This window comes from Catellatospora aurea (genome assembly GCF_042663325.1).
In the GTDB taxonomy this organism is placed as follows: Bacteria; Actinomycetota; Actinomycetes; order Mycobacteriales; family Micromonosporaceae; genus Catellatospora; species Catellatospora aurea.
Map to the genome: position 1 here is coordinate 88,080 of NZ_JBHTAC010000008.1, position 14,935 is coordinate 103,014.

13 protein-coding genes and 1 pseudogene are annotated in these 14,935 nt (G+C 71.0%); 9 read left to right on the plus strand and 5 right to left on the minus strand.

The annotated features are described in order from the left end of the window. Window positions 1–9: 9 nt before the first annotated feature. The 3 genes and pseudogenes from ACFQO7_RS10445 to ACFQO7_RS10455 all read left to right on the plus strand — a co-directional run. Window positions 10–468: pseudogene (locus tag ACFQO7_RS10445) on the plus strand (SigE family RNA polymerase sigma factor); the annotation flags it as partial. A 1,182-nt stretch (window positions 469–1,650) separates the two neighbouring features. Further along, window positions 1,651–2,616 carry an isopenicillin N synthase family dioxygenase gene (locus ACFQO7_RS10450; protein WP_376806171.1) on the plus strand — a complete coding sequence of 322 codons (966 nt, stop codon included), beginning with the start codon at window positions 1,651–1,653 and terminating at the stop codon, window positions 2,614–2,616. Between the two features lie 107 nt (window positions 2,617–2,723). Continuing rightward, the gene (locus ACFQO7_RS10455; RefSeq protein WP_360522753.1) at window positions 2,724–3,071 is read left to right on the plus strand and encodes a hypothetical protein; all 348 of its coding nucleotides are present in this window, start codon (window positions 2,724–2,726) and stop codon (window positions 3,069–3,071) included. Between the two features lie 141 nt (window positions 3,072–3,212). Here the strand turns inward: ACFQO7_RS10455 and arfB are convergent, their stop codons facing one another. Next, window positions 3,213–3,638 carry an alternative ribosome rescue aminoacyl-tRNA hydrolase ArfB gene (arfB, locus tag ACFQO7_RS10460; RefSeq protein ID WP_376806172.1) on the minus strand — a complete coding sequence of 142 codons (426 nt, stop codon included), beginning with the start codon at window positions 3,636–3,638 and terminating at the stop codon, window positions 3,213–3,215. Between the two features lie 274 nt (window positions 3,639–3,912). Here arfB and ACFQO7_RS10465 point away from each other — a divergent pair, with 274 nt between their 5' ends. The 4 genes from ACFQO7_RS10465 (at window position 3,913) to ACFQO7_RS10480 (ending at window position 9,712) form a co-directional block, all read left to right on the plus strand. Further along, window positions 3,913–5,193: an ABC transporter substrate-binding protein gene (locus ACFQO7_RS10465; RefSeq protein ID WP_376806173.1), complete on the plus strand. Its 1,281-nt coding sequence runs from the start codon at window positions 3,913–3,915 to the stop codon at window positions 5,191–5,193. A 258-nt stretch (window positions 5,194–5,451) separates the two neighbouring features. Then, a complete protein-coding gene (locus ACFQO7_RS10470) occupies window positions 5,452–6,330 on the plus strand; it encodes a carbohydrate ABC transporter permease (protein WP_376806255.1) in 879 nt (292 codons plus the stop codon). A gap of 68 nt (window positions 6,331–6,398) precedes the next feature. Further along, window positions 6,399–7,268 (plus strand): carbohydrate ABC transporter permease, encoded by an 870-nt coding sequence (locus ACFQO7_RS10475; protein WP_376806256.1) that lies wholly within the window; start codon window positions 6,399–6,401, stop codon window positions 7,266–7,268. 23 nt (window positions 7,269–7,291) lie between these two features. Next, window positions 7,292–9,712, plus strand: a complete 2,421-nt coding sequence (locus ACFQO7_RS10480; RefSeq protein ID WP_376806174.1) for a glycoside hydrolase family 2 protein — start codon at window positions 7,292–7,294, stop codon at window positions 9,710–9,712. 126 nt (window positions 9,713–9,838) lie between these two features. Here ACFQO7_RS10480 and ACFQO7_RS10485 read toward each other — a convergent pair whose 3' ends face one another. Then, window positions 9,839–10,459 carry a GTP cyclohydrolase II gene (locus ACFQO7_RS10485; RefSeq protein WP_376806175.1) on the minus strand — a complete coding sequence of 207 codons (621 nt, stop codon included), beginning with the start codon at window positions 10,457–10,459 and terminating at the stop codon, window positions 9,839–9,841. 141 nt (window positions 10,460–10,600) lie between these two features. Here ACFQO7_RS10485 and ACFQO7_RS10490 point away from each other — a divergent pair, with 141 nt between their 5' ends. Beyond that, a complete protein-coding gene (locus ACFQO7_RS10490) occupies window positions 10,601–11,995 on the plus strand; it encodes an MFS transporter (RefSeq protein WP_376806176.1) in 1,395 nt (464 codons plus the stop codon). Continuing rightward, window positions 11,992–13,458 (plus strand): pyridoxal phosphate-dependent decarboxylase family protein, encoded by a 1,467-nt coding sequence (locus ACFQO7_RS10495; RefSeq protein WP_376806177.1) that lies wholly within the window; start codon window positions 11,992–11,994, stop codon window positions 13,456–13,458. The genes ACFQO7_RS10490 and ACFQO7_RS10495 overlap by 4 nt, the downstream gene beginning before the upstream one ends. A gap of 21 nt (window positions 13,459–13,479) precedes the next feature. Here the strand turns inward: ACFQO7_RS10495 and ACFQO7_RS10500 are convergent, their stop codons facing one another. The 3 genes from ACFQO7_RS10500 to ACFQO7_RS10510 form a co-directional block, all read right to left on the minus strand. Further along, window positions 13,480–13,869: a PaaI family thioesterase gene (locus tag ACFQO7_RS10500; RefSeq protein WP_360522970.1), complete on the minus strand. Its 390-nt coding sequence runs from the start codon at window positions 13,867–13,869 to the stop codon at window positions 13,480–13,482. Between the two features lie 127 nt (window positions 13,870–13,996). Further along, window positions 13,997–14,494 carry a hypothetical protein gene (locus ACFQO7_RS10505; RefSeq protein WP_360522776.1) on the minus strand — a complete coding sequence of 166 codons (498 nt, stop codon included), beginning with the start codon at window positions 14,492–14,494 and terminating at the stop codon, window positions 13,997–13,999. A 109-nt stretch (window positions 14,495–14,603) separates the two neighbouring features. Beyond that, entirely contained in the window at window positions 14,604–14,894 is a 291-nt protein-coding gene (locus ACFQO7_RS10510; RefSeq protein WP_203698648.1) for a GlsB/YeaQ/YmgE family stress response membrane protein, read from the minus strand. Window positions 14,895–14,935 lie beyond the last annotated feature (41 nt).

A 14,935-nucleotide genomic window follows, 5' to 3' on the forward strand; every position in this document is an offset into this window, starting at 1 on the left:
AGGTGGCGGATGAGCCGATACGACGGCTTCCACGAGTTCGTCGTCGCGCGGGGCGGGGCGCTGTCACGCACGGCGTACCTGCTCACCGGCGAGCACCACGCGGCCGAGGACCTGGTGCAGACCGCGCTGGCCAAGGCCGCGACGCGGTGGCGGCAGATCCGGGAGTACGGCCAGCCGGAGGCGTACGTCCGGCGCATCATGGTCAACGAGCAGATCTCGTGGTGGCGCAGGCGGCCCGCGCGGCCGATGGCCGAGCTGCCCGAGCGGGCCGGTCCCGACGAGCCGGGCCGGGTCGTGGAGCGGGTCGCGCTCACCAGGGCACTGGCCACGCTCGCCCCACGCCAGCGGGCCGTGCTGGTGCTGCGTTTCTACGAGGACCTGTCCGAGGCGGACACGGCCGCCGCGATGGGCTGCTCGGTCGGCACCGTGAAGAGCCAGACCAATCTCGCGCTGACCAACCTGCGGCGCTCGCTGCCGCTGGTCGCCGAGGAGGCCGGGCAGTACGCCGACGCACCGGCGGCCCTGGCGACGGCCCGCCGCCGGCGGACCCGGCTGGCGGGCGCGGCGACGGTGCTCGTGGCCGTGCCGCTGCTGGGCGCGATCTGGTTCGCCCTGCTCGGCCCCGCGCTCGTGCCGCCGCCGGTGACCACCTCACCGAGCCCGTCCGCCCCGGCCCCGTCGCGCTCACCGGCGACGCCGCTGCCGACCCGGGTGCCGCCCGGCGAGGCCCGAGTCGACCTGCCTGCCGACCGAGGTGTCCAGGGCGGCGCGCTGCTGTTGGCGAAGCGGGACTCGGACGACCCGGTGTACGAGCTGCTCGGCGGCGACGGCGTGCGCTACCGGCTGCCACCGAGGCCGACCGGCGGCTTCACGATGGACCCCGTGCTCTCGCCGGACGGCCGATGGCTGGTCTGGTCGTCGCCGCAGGGCACCGTCGCGCGTGAGTTGACCTCGACCACCGTGCGCGAGCTGCCGTACCCCGTCGGCCAGGCCCGCTGGTCGCCCTCCGGGAGCTGGCTCCACGTGACGCGCTACAGCGACAGCAGCCAGGTGGTCGTCCGGACCGCCGACTGGACCGTGTACGTGCTGCCCACCTCCGAGCTGACCCGGCCCGTGGCAGCGGTGCTGGACAGCGGGGAGTTGCTGCGGCTGGGTGACCGGATCACCGACACCACGGTCACCCTCGACCGGGTCGATCCGATGACACTGGCCGCCCACCGGTTCACGGTGGACCTGCGCGGGGTGCTTCGGGCGGGCGAGAGCGCCGTCTCCCTTGAGATCACCTATGGCGACACCGGCAGGCGCGACCTGATCGCTGTGGTGCTGGCCGCCCCTGACGGCACGGCGGGCATCGAGATCCTGCGGTCTCCCGCGGGGCCTGACGACACGGTGGCCGCCGTGGTCATGTTCTCGCCCCGGGATGGCCGCGTGCTGCACCGGATCGACCTGCCGGCGGACGGTTACACCCTGCCGCTGTGCTTCCGCGGCACGGATCTGCTGTGGACCGACGGCGCGGCCGTGCTCGGCGACGGCTACCGGCTGCCGCTGGACGCGTTGTACGGCTACCGGCTGCCCGGCTGCGGCCGTACCGCGCTCGCACAGGGCTGAGCAGCGGCGGCGCGGTCCGCGGCGGGCTGCCAGAATGATCGGATGGGTGGTTCTCTGCCGATCATCGACCTGTCCGCCGACCGCGCCGCCGTGGCCGCCGGGATCCGCGCGGCGTGCCGCGACAGCGGGTTCTTCTACCTGGCCGGGCACGGCGTGCCGGACGAGCTGCCGCGGCGGCTCGACGCGGCGTCGCGGGAGTTCTTCGCGCTGCCCGAGGACACCAAGGCGGAGATCGCCATGGCCCGGGGCGGCCGGGCCTGGCGCGGGTTCTTCCCCGTCGGCGGCGAGCTGACCTCCGGGCGGCCGGACCTGAAGGAGGGCCTGTACTTCGGCGCGGAGCTGCCCGCAGACGACCCCCGCGTGGTCGCCGGGCTGCCGCTGCACGGGTCCAACCTGTACCCCCGGCAGGTGCCCGAGCTGGCCGAGGTCGTGCCGGCGTACCTGGCGGCGCTGACCGCGGTGGCGCAGGAGGTGATGCGGGGGGTGGCGGTGAGCCTGGACCTGCCCGAGGACTACTTCGCGAGCGGATACACGGCCGACCCGACGATCCTGTTCCGGGTTTTCCGCTACCCGCCGTCGCCGGCCGGGGACGACGGCTGGGGCGTCGGCGAACACACCGACTACGGGCTGCTCACCCTGCTGGCCCAGGACGGCAACGGCGGCCTGCAGGTGCGTACGCCGGCCGGCTGGGTCGACGCGCCGCCGGTGCCGGGCACGTTCGTCTGCAACATCGGCGACATGCTGGACCGGCTGACCGGCGGCTGGTACCGCTCGACGCCGCACCGGGTGCGCAACGTCAGCGGCAACGAACGGCTGTCGTTCCCGTTCTTCTTCGACCCCGACTTCTCGGCCGAGGTGCCGCCGCTGCCGGGCCGGGCGCGGGCGGGCGCGGACGGCCACCCCCGCTGGGACGGCCAGGACCTGCGCGCTTTCGCCGGCACGTACGGCGACTACCTGCTCGGCAAGGTGGGCAAGGTGTTTCCGCAACTGCGCGGCGAGGTCCTGTGACCGTCTCTTCGCCCAGAAGGGGACATGCTGTTCACGGGAAAGTCAGCATCCGTCCATCTTGCCGGGAAAAGGTCGAGTGATCGGCTCACCGACCGCTGGAGATGACGTTGACCGCTCGGTTCGAGTTCTACGAGCGGGCGTGTGCCGGCGTCACCTGGCGCCTGCTGTCCAGCAACAACCGTGACCTCGGCCGGTCGGGTGTGGGTTTTCCCGACGTCGACGCCTGCCTGCGCGCCGTGGACGAGGTGCGCGCGGCCGCGACCGAGGCCGAACCGGTGATCCACCGGGTGAGCCGGCTGGCCTGGGCCTGGCGCCTGGAGGCGGGCCCCGGTTCGGTGGCCGTGGCCAGCCGCGCCTACCAGCGCCGTGTCCAGGCCCAGACGGCCTGCGACCTCTTCCTCCGCCTCGCCGTCGAAGCCCCCGTCAACACCGACGTCCGCCAGACCCGCGCCTGACCCCGGCCGCGCCCACCGCCCCCACCGCCCCCACCCCTGCCGCAACTTTTAAAGAGTCGCGGCATCGACACGTCCCCGTGGCCGCAAGTCTTTAAAAGTTGCGGCGGGAGTGGGCGCGTGGGCCCGCGGGCAGGAGTGGGGTCAGTCGTGAGAGCCGCGGCGGAGTTGTTTGATGGCGGAGCGGTGCTTTTTCGCCTGTAGGCGGCGTTGTTTGGCGCCCTTGCTCATCTTGGTGGGGCGGCGGGGCGGGGGCGGGGGAGCCAACGCCTCGCGGAGCAGGGCGGCGAGGCGTTCGCGGGCCGCTTCGCGGTTGGCGAGCTGGGCGCGGTGCTCGCTGGCGGCGATGGTGAGCACCCCGCCGGTGAGCCGGTGGCCCAGCCGTTCGAGGACGCGGTCGCGGAGCTCGTCGGGGATGGCCTGGGAGCGCTCCACGTCGTACGACAGCTCCACTCGGCTGTCGCTCGTGTTGACCCCCTGCCCGCCGGGGCCGGAGCTTCGCGAGAAGCGTTCACGCAGCTCGCTGTCGGGTATCACGACCCGATCGGTGATCTTCAAGTCCTCGGCCACGGTGCCGCGCACCCCCTTCCGGCGTCCTCGTGCGCCCGCCGATCATGCCGTACGGAGAGCGTGTTCACCGCACGGTTTTCCTCTTCGATCAGTCTAGCCATCGATGTGAGTCAAGATTACTTAAGCGGTTTTCATGGTCCACGTCACAGGATCGTCACGAGGATGACGTCCTATTGACACGTTGGGAGCGCGCCCATACCGTGTGTGCACTTATCCGGTTCAGTAGACGCTTCGCTATCCCCGGAAGCGCTCCAAGTTGTTTCGGAGGACGTACATGCGACTGCACAGGTCCGGCTGGGTGGTGGCCACCGCGCTCGTCGCGGTCGGCGCGCTCACGCTCGCCGGTTGCAAGGGCGGCGGCAGTGACGAGCCGGCGAAGCCCGGCGGCCCGGTCGAGCTGAAGATCGCTTTCTGGGGCGACTTCGGTCTCGACGAGCTCAAGGCCAAGTACGAGGCGGCCAACCCGAACGTCAAGATCGTCCTCAACTCGGGCGAGTACAACGCCCAGCACGAGGACCTGCAGAAGAAGCTGATCGCCGGCTCCGGCGCACCCGACATCGCGGCGATCGACGAGGGCTTCATCGTCAGCTTCCGCAGCCAGGCCGACAAGTTCGTGAACCTGCTCGACAAGGGCGCGAGCAAGTACCAGGACAAGTACCTGGGCTGGAAGTGGAAGCAGTCCCTGTCGGCCGACGGCAAGACGCAGATCGGCCTCGGCACCGACGTCGGCGGCCTGGCCATGTGCTACCGCACCGACCTGTTCAAGGCCGCGGGCCTGCCGACCGAGCGGGACAAGGTGTCGGCCCTGTGGCCGACCTGGGACGAGTTCATCAAGACCGGCCAGAACTACACCGCCAAGTCGAAGAAGAAGTTCGTCGACAACGCCACCAACCTGTTCAACCCGATCCTGGGCCAGCAGCCGGTGGGCTTCTACGACGAGTCCGAGGCGCTGAAGATGGACGGCGGCCCGAAGGCCGCGTTCGACCTCACCCTCAAGGCCATCGACGCGGGCCTGTCGGCCAACCTGCCGGCCTGGTCGCCGGAGTGGAACGCGGCCTTCGTCAAGGGCGACTTCGCGGTGCTGGCCTGCCCGGCGTGGATGCAGGGCCACATCAAGAACACCGCGCCGGACACCGCCGGCAAGTGGGACGTGGCGGCCATCCCCGGTGGCGGCGGCAACTGGGGCGGCTCGTTCCTGACCGTGCCCAAGCAGGGCAAGAACGTCGACGAGGCGTACAAGCTGCTGGAGTGGTTGATCCAGCCCGAGCAGCAGATCGAGATCTTCAAGAAGGTCGGCAACCTGCCCTCGCAGCCGGCCCTCTACAAGGACCCGGCGATCGCCGACTTCAAGAACCCGTTCTTCAGCGACGCCCCGGTCGGCGCGATCTTCAGCAAGACCGCCGAGGGCCTGACCCCGCAGTACCTGGGCAAGAAGAACGGCCCGACCCGGGTCGCGGTCGAGAACGTCATCAACTCCGTCCAGGCGGGCACGACCAAGGCCGCCGACGCCTGGGCACAGGCGGTCAAGGAAGCCGAGAAGGCCTCGAAGGCCTGACCTGTGTCATGCGGAGCCCGCTACGCGGCCTTAATCGGTCGTCCAGCCTCCGCTGCGCTCCGGCTGTACACCGAGCGGCCGCTGCGCGGGCTCCTGTCACGCGCGTTGCAGTGGGGATCAGAAGGGGTGGGCGTCTCCCTACGGCGTCCACCCCTTCGCCCGCCGCGCCACGTTCCGCATCATATCGACCGTCCTCGGTAAACGGAGGTAATCGTGCGCGGGCTATCGCACCGGCTGCACCGATTCGACGTGAAGCAGATGCCTTACGTCCTGATCGCACCGTTCTTCATCCTCTTCGCGATCTTCGGGCTGTTCCCGCTGATCTTCAACGGCGTGGTGGCCCTGCGCACCTGGCGGCTGGACGACCCGGCCCAGGACGGCTGGGCGGGAATGGCCAACTTCTCCAAGCTGCTGACCGACGAGGACTTCTGGAACGCGCTCTACAACACCTTCGGCATCTTCGTGCTGTCCACGGTGCCGCAACTGTTCCTCGCCCTGTGCGTGGCGTTCCTGCTCAACCGCAGGCTGCGCGGGCAGACCTGGTTCCGGGTCAGCATGCTGCTGCCGTACATCACCCCCCTGACCGCCTCGACGCTGGTCTTCCTCGTGGTGTTCGGCCGCGACTACGGCGTGGCCAACTGGGTGCTGTCCGTCTTCGGCATGGACGACCCGATCGACTGGCGCGCGGGCAAGCTGCAGTCCTGGGTCGCCATCGCCACGATGGTCAACTGGAAGTGGATCGGCTACAACGCGCTGCTCTACCTGTCGGCGATGCAGACCATCCCGCGCGACATCTACGAGGCGTCCGCCCTCGACGGCGCGACCTCGTGGAAGCAGCTGTGGCGGATCACCGTACCGATGATCCTGCCCGTGGTGATCTTCACCGTCGTGCTGTCCACCATCGGCGGCCTGCAGTTGTTCACCGAGCCGATGCTGCTCGACGCGAACCCGGCCTCGGCCAGCGGCGGCTCCAACGGCGAGTGGCAGACCATCGCCCAGCTCATCTACAAGGTCGGCTGGAAGAACCTCAACCTGGGCTACGCGGCGGCGATGTCGTGGGCCCTGTTCCTGATCATCGTCATCGTCGCGGTCGTCAACACCCTGGTCACCAACCGGCTCGGAGGAGGAAAGCGATGAGCACCACCACCGACACCCGCCCGGCTACCCCGGCCGAGACGCCCCCCGACCTGGAGCCGCGCCGCAGGATGAAGCCCGCGCTGCTGGGCCGCGCGCCCCAGGACACCCCCGCCGGCAAGTGGACCTACCTGCTGCTCGGGCTGACGTTCCTGCTGTCCATCTACCCGATCTACTGGATGTTCGTCATCGCGACGAGCACCGACGCGGCGCTGGCCGAGATCCCGCCGAAGTTCCTGCCGGGCGGCGAGTTCATGAAGAACCTGACCGAGGTCTTCTCGCTGCAGGACGTGTACTTCGCCGAGTCGCTGGTCAACAGCCTCATCGTGTCCACCGTGGTCACCGTGTCGGTGCTGTTCTTCTGCTCGGTGGCCGGCTTCGCCTTCGCCAAGCTGCGCTTCCGGGGCAGCCGGATCCTGATGGTGATGGTCGTGCTGACCCTCACCGTGCCCAACCAGCTCGGCATCGTCGCGCTCTACATCCTGATGGGCTACCTGCCCGGCGAGGGCGGCTGGAACGGCAGCCTGCTCGCGGTCATCGTGCCCGGCCTGGTCAGCGCGTTCGGCGTGTTCTACATGCGGCAGTTCATCCTCGGCGCGGTGCCCGACGAGCTGATCGAGTCGGGCCGCGTCGACGGCGCGACCACCATGCGCATCTACGGGAGCATCGTGCTGCCCGCGATCCGGCCCGCGCTGGCCGTGCTGGGCCTGCTCACCTTCGTCGGCAGCTGGAACGACTTCCAGTGGCCGCTCATCACGCTGGGCGGCACGGACTACCCGACCTCGATGGTCGCGCTGTTCGACCTGGCCAGCGGTAATTATGTGCTGTACCGGCGAGTGCTCGCCGGTGCGTTCGTGGCCACCGTGCCACTGATCATTCTGTTGTTCGTCGGGGGCAGGCAGATCGTCCGCGGCATCATGGAGGGTGCGGTCAAATCGTGATGATGGCGTCTCGGTCCCGAAGCATGGTCCAGCTCCACCACGGCTGGCAGGTGTCGGCGCGCAACACGCCGGTGCCGGTCGACCGGGTGCCGGCGGCCGTGCCCGGGTGCGTGCACACCGACCTGCTGGCAGCCGGTCTCATTCCGGATCCCTATCTGGACTCCAACGAGAACGAGCTGAGCTGGATCGGGCGCACCCGCTGGACGTACGAGACCAGTTTCGGCTGGTCCGGCCCGGAGGACGACCGGATCGACCTGGTCTGCGCGGGGCTGGACACCGTCGCCGTCATCTCGCTCAACGGCACCGAGGTCGGGCGCACCGCGAACATGCACCGGGGCTACCGCTTCGACCTGCGCTCGGCGCTCACCCCCGGCCGCAACGACCTGCGCATCACCTTCGACTCCGCGTACGACTACACGGCGGCGATGGCACAGCAGGTCGGCTCGCGGCCGGGGGCCTACGACGAGCCGTACAACCTGATCCGCAAGATGGCCTGCAACTTCGGCTGGGACTGGGGCCCGACTGTGGTCACCGCCGGCATCTGGCAGCCGATCGGCCTGCACAGCTGGTCGACGGCGCGGCTGGCGCAGGTGCGCCCGCAGGTCACCGTGGACGGCACGACCGGTGTGGTGGACGTGCACGTCGACGTGGAGCGGGCGTCCACCGAGTCGCTCACCGTCACCGTCGAGGTCGGCGGTGTGGTCGGCGTCGCCTCCATCGGCGCCGGCAGCATCGGCACGACCCTGCGGCTGTCCGTGCCCGACGTGCGGCGCTGGTGGCCGCGCGGCTACGGCGAGCAGCCGCTCTACCCGCTGCGCGTGGTGCTGGCCACCGAGGGCGGGCGCGAGCTGGACCGGTGGGAGCGGCGGGTGGGCTTCCGCACGGTACGGGTCGACACGACGCCGGACGAGCACGGCACGCCGTACACGGTGGTGGTCAACGACGTGCCGGTGTTCGTGAAGGGGGTCAACTGGATCCCCGACGACGCTTTCGTCACCCGGATCACCCGGGAGCGGCTGGCCGAGCGCTTCCGCCAGGCGTGCGACGCGAACATCAACTACCTGCGGGTATGGGGCGGCGGCCGGTACGAGTCGGAGGACTTCTACGAGCTGGCCGACGAGCTGGGGCTGATGGTCGGGCAGGACTTCCTGTTCGCGTGCGCGGCGTACCCGGAGGAGGAGCCGTTCGCGGCCGAGGTGGCCGCCGAGGCGCGTGAGCACGTGGTGCGGCTGGCCTCGCACCCGAGTCTGGTGACCTGGACCGGCAACAACGAGAACATCTGGGGCTTCGCCGACTGGGGCTGGCCCGAGAAGCTCGCCGGGCGCAGCTGGGGCGCGGGCTTCTACCACGAGCTGCTGCCCGCGATCGTGGCCGAGCTGGACCCGACCCGGCCGTACTGGCCGGGCAGCCCCTGGTCGGGCACGCCGGACATCCACCCGAACGACCCGGCGCACGGCACCATGCACATCTGGGACGTGTGGAACCAGATCGACTACACGCACTACCGGGACTACGTGCCCCGGTTCTGCGCCGAGTTCGGGTTCCAGGCCCCGCCGGCGTACGCGACGCTGCGCCGGGCGCTGCACGACGAGCCGCTGGCCAGCGACTCGCCCGGCATGCGCCACCACCAGAAGGCCGCCGACGGCGACCTGAAGCTGCGGCGCGGGCTGGACGCGCACCTGCCCGACCCGCAGGGTTTCGACGACTGGCACTACCTCACGCAGGTCAACCAGGCCCGTGCGATCCGGCTGGCCGTCGAGCACTTCCGGTCCCACCAGCCCGTCTGCATGGGCGCGATCGTCTGGCAGCTCAACGACTGCTGGCCGGTGACGTCCTGGGCGGCGATCGACGGCGACGGCCGGCGCAAACCCCTGTGGCACGCGCTGCGGGAGGCGTACGCCGACCGGCTTCTGACGATCCAGCCGCGCGACGGCGGCCTGGTCCTGGTCGCCTCCAACGACACCGACCGCCCGTGGTCGGCCTCGGCGGACGTGACCAGCCACGATCTCGCCGGCAAGGCGCTGAACGCGACCGCGGTGGCGTTCGACGCCGCGCCGCGCTCGGTGACGGTGACGCCGATCCCGGACGGCGTCGCGCTGCCCGACGAACCGCGGTCCGAACTGCTCCGCGCGGTCGTAGGCGAGCAGCAGGCCTGGTGGTTCCACGCCGAGGACCGCGAGATCGACTACCCGGCCGCGCGGTACGAGACGACCGTCGCACCGACCGCCGACGGCTACGCCGTCACCGTCACCGCCGCGACCATCCTGCGCGACCTGTCCCTGTTCCCCGACCGGCTCGACCCGGCCGCCACCGTCGACCAGGCCCTGGTCACGCTGCTGCCCGGCGAGTCGGTCACGTTCACCGTGCACACCACCGCCCGCCTCGACGCCACCGCACTGGCCGCCCAGCCCGTGCTCCGCTGCGTCAACGACATCACCGCCTAGCACCACCAGCGGGACCTCGACGGTCCGCGGCCGCTCGGCACCCGAGCGAAAGGAAGGGCACCTTCACATCGCTATGCGATGTAGAAGGTGCCCTTCTTAACGGTCGATGGGGGCTGAGCAGGGCCGTCAGGCGGCGGCCGGCAGGGCGATGGTGTGGCCGGTATGCGTCACCTTGGCGCGCAGGTAGCGGAGATTGTCCGGCTTGGCGTGCACGGCGGTGGGGACCACGTGCGCCACCTCGACCCCGTGGTCGCGCAGCTGGCTGGGCTTGTCGGGGTTGTTGGTGAGCAGGTCGATGCGGGGCACGCCGAGGGCGGCCAGCATCTGCGCGGCGGCGGTGTAGTCCCGCTCGTCGTCGCCGAACCCGAGCGCCCGGTTCGCGGCGTACGTGTCCAGGCCCGCGTCCTGCAGCGCGTACGCGTCGAGCTTGGCGTACAGGCCGATGCCCCGGCCCTCCTGGCGCAGGTACAGCAGGTAGCCGCCCCGCTCGGAGATGCGCTGCACGGCCTCGCGCAGCTGCGGGCCGCAGTCGCAGCGGGCGGAGCCGAAGACGTCGCCGGTCATGCACTCCGAGTGGACCCGCACCAGCGGCGTCTGGGCGTCCGCGAAGTCCCCGAGGCCGAGCGCGAGGTGCTCCAGGCCGTCGGACAGGCCGGTGAAGGTGAAGACCTCGGCGGTGGTGGCGTACCCGTCCGGGAAACGCAGCGGAACGGTCACCCTCGTGCGTACTGCCGGCTGCTCGGTCATGGCTCACCAGTCTCGTCGTCGGAACGTGCCCGTCCAGGTGACGCGCCCGTTGCTACTTGATTGTTGAAGCATCAAGAACAGTGTGAAATTCCCTCACCTCCCTCTGTGCGCTACGCCACACGGCGCGTAGCATCCGCAGCCATGACCGTGTCGCCCCCCACATCCTCCGAGGTCACCGCCCCTGACCGGGACCAGCCGCTGACCGGCGGTGTACGCGCCGGATACGCGCTGGGCTCGCTGGCAACCGGTGCCTTCGGCACCGTGCCCGGCCTGCTCCTGCTGCCGTACCTCACCGACAACCTCGGCGTCGCCGCGGGCCTGGCCGGCCTGCTGGTGCTCGTGCCGAAGGCGTGGGACGTGCTGATCAACCCGGTCGCGGGCCGGATCTCCGACCGCACCGTCTCGCGCTGGGGCGCGCGCCGGCCGTACCTGCTGTTCGGCGGCCTCGCCGTGGCGGTGCTGTTCGCCGCGATGTTCGCCGGGCCGTTCGGGGCGGGTTCCGGGGCAGCGGTCTACGTCGCGGTCGCGTTCCTGGCCACCGCCACCGCGTACGCCTTCTTCCAGGTGCCCTACGTGGCGATGCCCGCCGAGATGACCGACGACTACAGCGAGCGCACCCGGCTGATGACCTGGCGGGTCGCCGTGCTCGCGGTGGCGATCCTGGTCTCCGGCGCGGTCGCCCCGATCGTGGTGCAGGCCGGGGGCGGGGGCGTGCCCGGCCACCGCTGGATGGGCCTGTTCGTCGCCGCGCTGATCGTGGTCGGGGCGCTGGGCGCGTTCCTGGGCACCCGGCGCGCGCCGGTCGGCCGGGTCACCGAGAGCGAGCCGACGCTGCGCGCGCAGCTCGCCGTCGTACGCCGGAACAGGCCGTTCACCGTGCTGCTGACCGTGTTCGTGGTGCAGTCGATCGGCGTCGCGACGATGCTGGCCGGGGTCAAGTACGTCGCCGACCACGTGCTCCAGCGCCCCGAGGACGGCCCGACGCTGCTGTTCGCCTGCTTCGTCGGCCCCGCGCTGCTGGTCATGCCGCTGTGGAGCCGGGTCGGTGCGCGGGTCGGCAAGACGAAGGCGCTGGTGCTGGCCTCGGTGCTGCTGTCGGGCGGCGCGCTCGCGCTGATCGTGGCGGGCTCCGTGCCGCCGGTCGTCGCGTACGTGATCACCGGCCTGATCGGCGTGGGGTACGCGGGCCAGCAGGTGTTCGCGATGGCGATGCTGCCCGACTGCGTGGCGTACGACGCCGCCCGCACCGGCCGCCGCCAGGCGGGCGTGTTCACCGGCCTGTGGACGGCCGGCGAGACCTTCGGCCTGGCGCTCGGACCCGGCCTGTACGCGCTGGTGCTCCAGTTGTCCGGCTACGTCTCCTCGGCGAGCGGCGCGGCGGTCCAGTCCGACGGCGCGAAGCTCGGCGTGCTGCTCGGCTTCAGCCTCGTGCCCGCACTGCTGGTCGGCCCGGTGACGCTGCTGCTGCGCCGCTACGACCTGACCCCGGAGCGGCTGGCATCGGTGCAGGTGGAGACAGGTACGGTGACCCGATGATCGACGCACTTCCGCCCCAGGGCGTGCCCGCCGACCAGGTGCTCGCCGAGCTGCGCGGGATGCGCGCGGCCGACCTGCCCACGCACGGCGGGCGGCTGTTCGCCTACGTGTACGACCCGGCCAAGGCGGGGCTCGACGAGCTGGCGATGTCCGCGTACGCCCTGTCCGCGCACGTCAACGGCCTGGACCCGACGGCGTTCCCGTCCCTGCTGGCCACCGAGAACGCGCTGGTCGCCGCCGCGGCCCGGGTGCTCGGGGCGGGCCCCGGCACCACCGCGCCGGACGTGGTCGGCTCGGTCACCAGCGGCGGCACCGAGTCGCTGATCCTGGCCGTGAAGACGGCCCGCGACGCGCACCCGGAGATCAACTCCCCGCGCCTGGTCGCCCCGTCGACCGCGCACGCGGCGTTTGCCAAGGCCGCGCACTACCTGGGCGTCGAGCTGGACCTGGTGCCGGTGGACCCGGCGACGTTCACGCCCGACCCGGCCGCGGTCGCCGCCGCGATCACCGCGGACACGGTGCTGGTGGCGTGCTCCGCGCCGTCGTACGCGCAGGGGGTCGTCGATCCGGTCGAGCAGATCGCGGCCATCGCCGCGGAGCGGGGCGTGCGCTGCCACGTAGACGCGTGCTTCGGCGGCTGGGCGCTGCCGTTCCTGCGCCGGGTCGGGGTAGCGGTGCCCGCGTTCGACTTCGGCGTACCCGGGGTGACGAGCATGTCGGTGGACCTGCACAAGTACGCCTACACCCCCAAGGGCGTGTCGGTGCTGCTGCACCGGGACGCGGGCCTGCGCCGTCCGCAGTACTTCGCGTTCGCGGACTGGCCCGGGTACACCATGGTCAACCCGGTGATCTCGTCGACGCGGTCCGGCGGGCCGATCGCGGCGGCGTTCGCGACGCTGCGGCACGTCGGCGACGAGGGATACCTGGAACTGGCCCGGCAGACCCGCGACGCCGTCGCCGGGCTGGCCAAGGCCGTGTCCGAGGTGGACGGGCTGCGTCTGCTCGCCCCGGCCGACTTCACCGTCGTGTGCCTGACCTCGGACGACCCGGGGCTGGACCTGTTCGTGCTCGCCGACGAGCTGGCCGCGCGGGGCTGGCACACCCAGCCGCAGCTGCCGTACCAGGGCATCCCGGCCAGCATCCACCTCACCGTCACCGCGTCCGTGCTCCCGCAGGTGCCCCAGTTCGGCCCGGCCCTGGCCGAATCGGCCGCCGCCGCCCGCGCCCACGGCCCCGTCGAGCTGCCCGCGGAACTGCTCGCGATGGCCGCCCACCTGCCGCCGGACCAGCTCACCGCCGAGATGGTCGCCGGCCTGGCCGACACCTTCGGCCTCACCGGCGGTGAACCCGGCGCGGCCCCCCGTTTGGCCGTCGTCAACGCCGTGCTCGCCGCGGCCCCACCCCGCCTGCGCGAACGCCTCCTCGTCGAGTTCGTCAGCCTCCTCCAACGCCCCTCCTGGTAATGACGGGCTGCTCGGCGGCGGTTACTTGCGGAGGAGGCAGGTGAGGCGGGCGGTGCAGATGCGCTGGTCGTCCTCGTCGGTGATGACGATTTCGTAGGTGACGATGCTGCCGCCGCGGTGCAGGGGAGTGGCGACGCCGGTGACCAGGCCGGAGCGGGCGGCCCGGTGGTGGGTGGCGCTGATGTCCACGCCCACCGCGTACGGGCGGCCGATGGTCGAGCCGTGCAGCGTGGCGCCGATCGAGCCGAGGGTCTCGGCCAGCACGCAGGACGCGCCGCCGTGCAGCAGGCCGAAGGGCTGGGTGTTGCCGTCCACCGGCATCGTCGCGACGAGCCGTTCCGGGGTCGCTTCCAGCAGCTTGATGCCCATGCGCTCGGCCAGCGCGCCCTGCATGGTCGTGTCGTAAGTCATCTCCACCCGCCGCACGTTACCCGCCGGTCACCACGGCAGACAGGGGCCGGAAGACGGTTCCGGGGAACCCGCGGCCTCCGGGGGAGCGGAGGAGGCGGATTCCCCAGAAACAACTGGGCCGCAGGGCTCAGGGGGTGGAGCCGCGGTAGTGGCCCAGCGTGGCGATGCCGACGATCCAGCCCACGAACAGGCCGTAGATGGCGCCGGAACCGGCCGCCTGGAAGGCCCCCAGCAGGGAGGCGTCCGAGCGGATGAAGGCGGTCAGCAGACCCGCCACCGCACCCGCGAAGATGTACCCGGACCAGCCGGCCATCAGCTGGCTGAACGTGCCGCGGGCGCGTCCCAGCTGGGCGTTGGTCGACAGGGCCAGGAACACCGCCGTGAAGATGATGAGCAGGATCGCCTTGAGGTCGGCGGCGAGCACGTCCTGCACGGAGCTGTCCGCGTCGAAGCTCCAGGCAGGCCACGTCAGCAGCTTGAGGAACCAGCCACCGGCGGTGTTGGTGTCGGCGTTGTCGTTGGCCCAGTCGACGTAGACGGGGCTGCCGAACACCAGCACGAGGATGAGTGCGGCGATGACGCCCGCACCGGTCGCGGTGCGGTATCGCGATGCGGTCAGTACCATGGCGCTGCGATTGCCGCGCGCCACGGTCAGTAAACATTCATGTCCAGTGTGTACTGATTAATCCTGCGTACCCGGGCGCACAGCGGACGTGCGCCCGGCTCCTGAGGGATCAGCGGGTGCGCGGCTGCACCGCCTGCGTATGGCGTTTGGCGGACATCCGCGCGGCCAGCCATACGAAGAACATGGCCAGCGCGAGCTGGATGATGTGCCTGATCCAGTCGATTCCCCGGGTCTCGCCGACGCCGAGCCAGGTGGCGATGATGCCGCCCAGCGTCGCGGCCAGAATGCCCGCGATCACCGTCATCAGCGCGGAGATGTTCTGGCGCCCGGGCAGCAGCAGCCGGCCCAGGTAGCCGACGATCGCGCCGCCGATGATGCCCCAGAGGATCGCCCCGATCATGTACGCCTCCCGTGATCATGACTGCTACGTGGCCAGTATCA

Excerpts from the sequence above, each read along its gene's own strand:
- ACFQO7_RS10450 (WP_376806171.1), top strand. The coding sequence starts at position 1,651 with ATGGGTGGTTCTCTGCCGATCATCGACCTGTCCGCCGACCGCGCCGCC.
- ACFQO7_RS10465 (WP_376806173.1), top strand. The coding sequence starts at position 3,913 with ATGCGACTGCACAGGTCCGGCTGGGTGGTGGCCACCGCGCTCGTCGCG.
- ACFQO7_RS10470 (WP_376806255.1), top strand. The coding sequence starts at position 5,452 with ATGCCTTACGTCCTGATCGCACCGTTCTTCATCCTCTTCGCGATCTTC.
- ACFQO7_RS10475 (WP_376806256.1), top strand. The coding sequence starts at position 6,399 with ATGAAGCCCGCGCTGCTGGGCCGCGCGCCCCAGGACACCCCCGCCGGC.
- ACFQO7_RS10480 (WP_376806174.1), top strand. The coding sequence starts at position 7,292 with ATGGTCCAGCTCCACCACGGCTGGCAGGTGTCGGCGCGCAACACGCCG.
- ACFQO7_RS10485 (WP_376806175.1), bottom strand. The coding sequence starts at position 10,459 with ATGACCGAGCAGCCGGCAGTACGCACGAGGGTGACCGTTCCGCTGCGT.
- ACFQO7_RS10490 (WP_376806176.1), top strand. The coding sequence starts at position 10,601 with ATGACCGTGTCGCCCCCCACATCCTCCGAGGTCACCGCCCCTGACCGG.
- ACFQO7_RS10495 (WP_376806177.1), top strand. The coding sequence starts at position 11,992 with ATGATCGACGCACTTCCGCCCCAGGGCGTGCCCGCCGACCAGGTGCTC.
- ACFQO7_RS10500 (WP_360522970.1), bottom strand. The coding sequence starts at position 13,869 with ATGACTTACGACACGACCATGCAGGGCGCGCTGGCCGAGCGCATGGGC.
- ACFQO7_RS10505 (WP_360522776.1), bottom strand. The coding sequence starts at position 14,494 with ATGGTACTGACCGCATCGCGATACCGCACCGCGACCGGTGCGGGCGTC.
- ACFQO7_RS10510 (WP_203698648.1), bottom strand. The coding sequence starts at position 14,894 with ATGATCGGGGCGATCCTCTGGGGCATCATCGGCGGCGCGATCGTCGGC.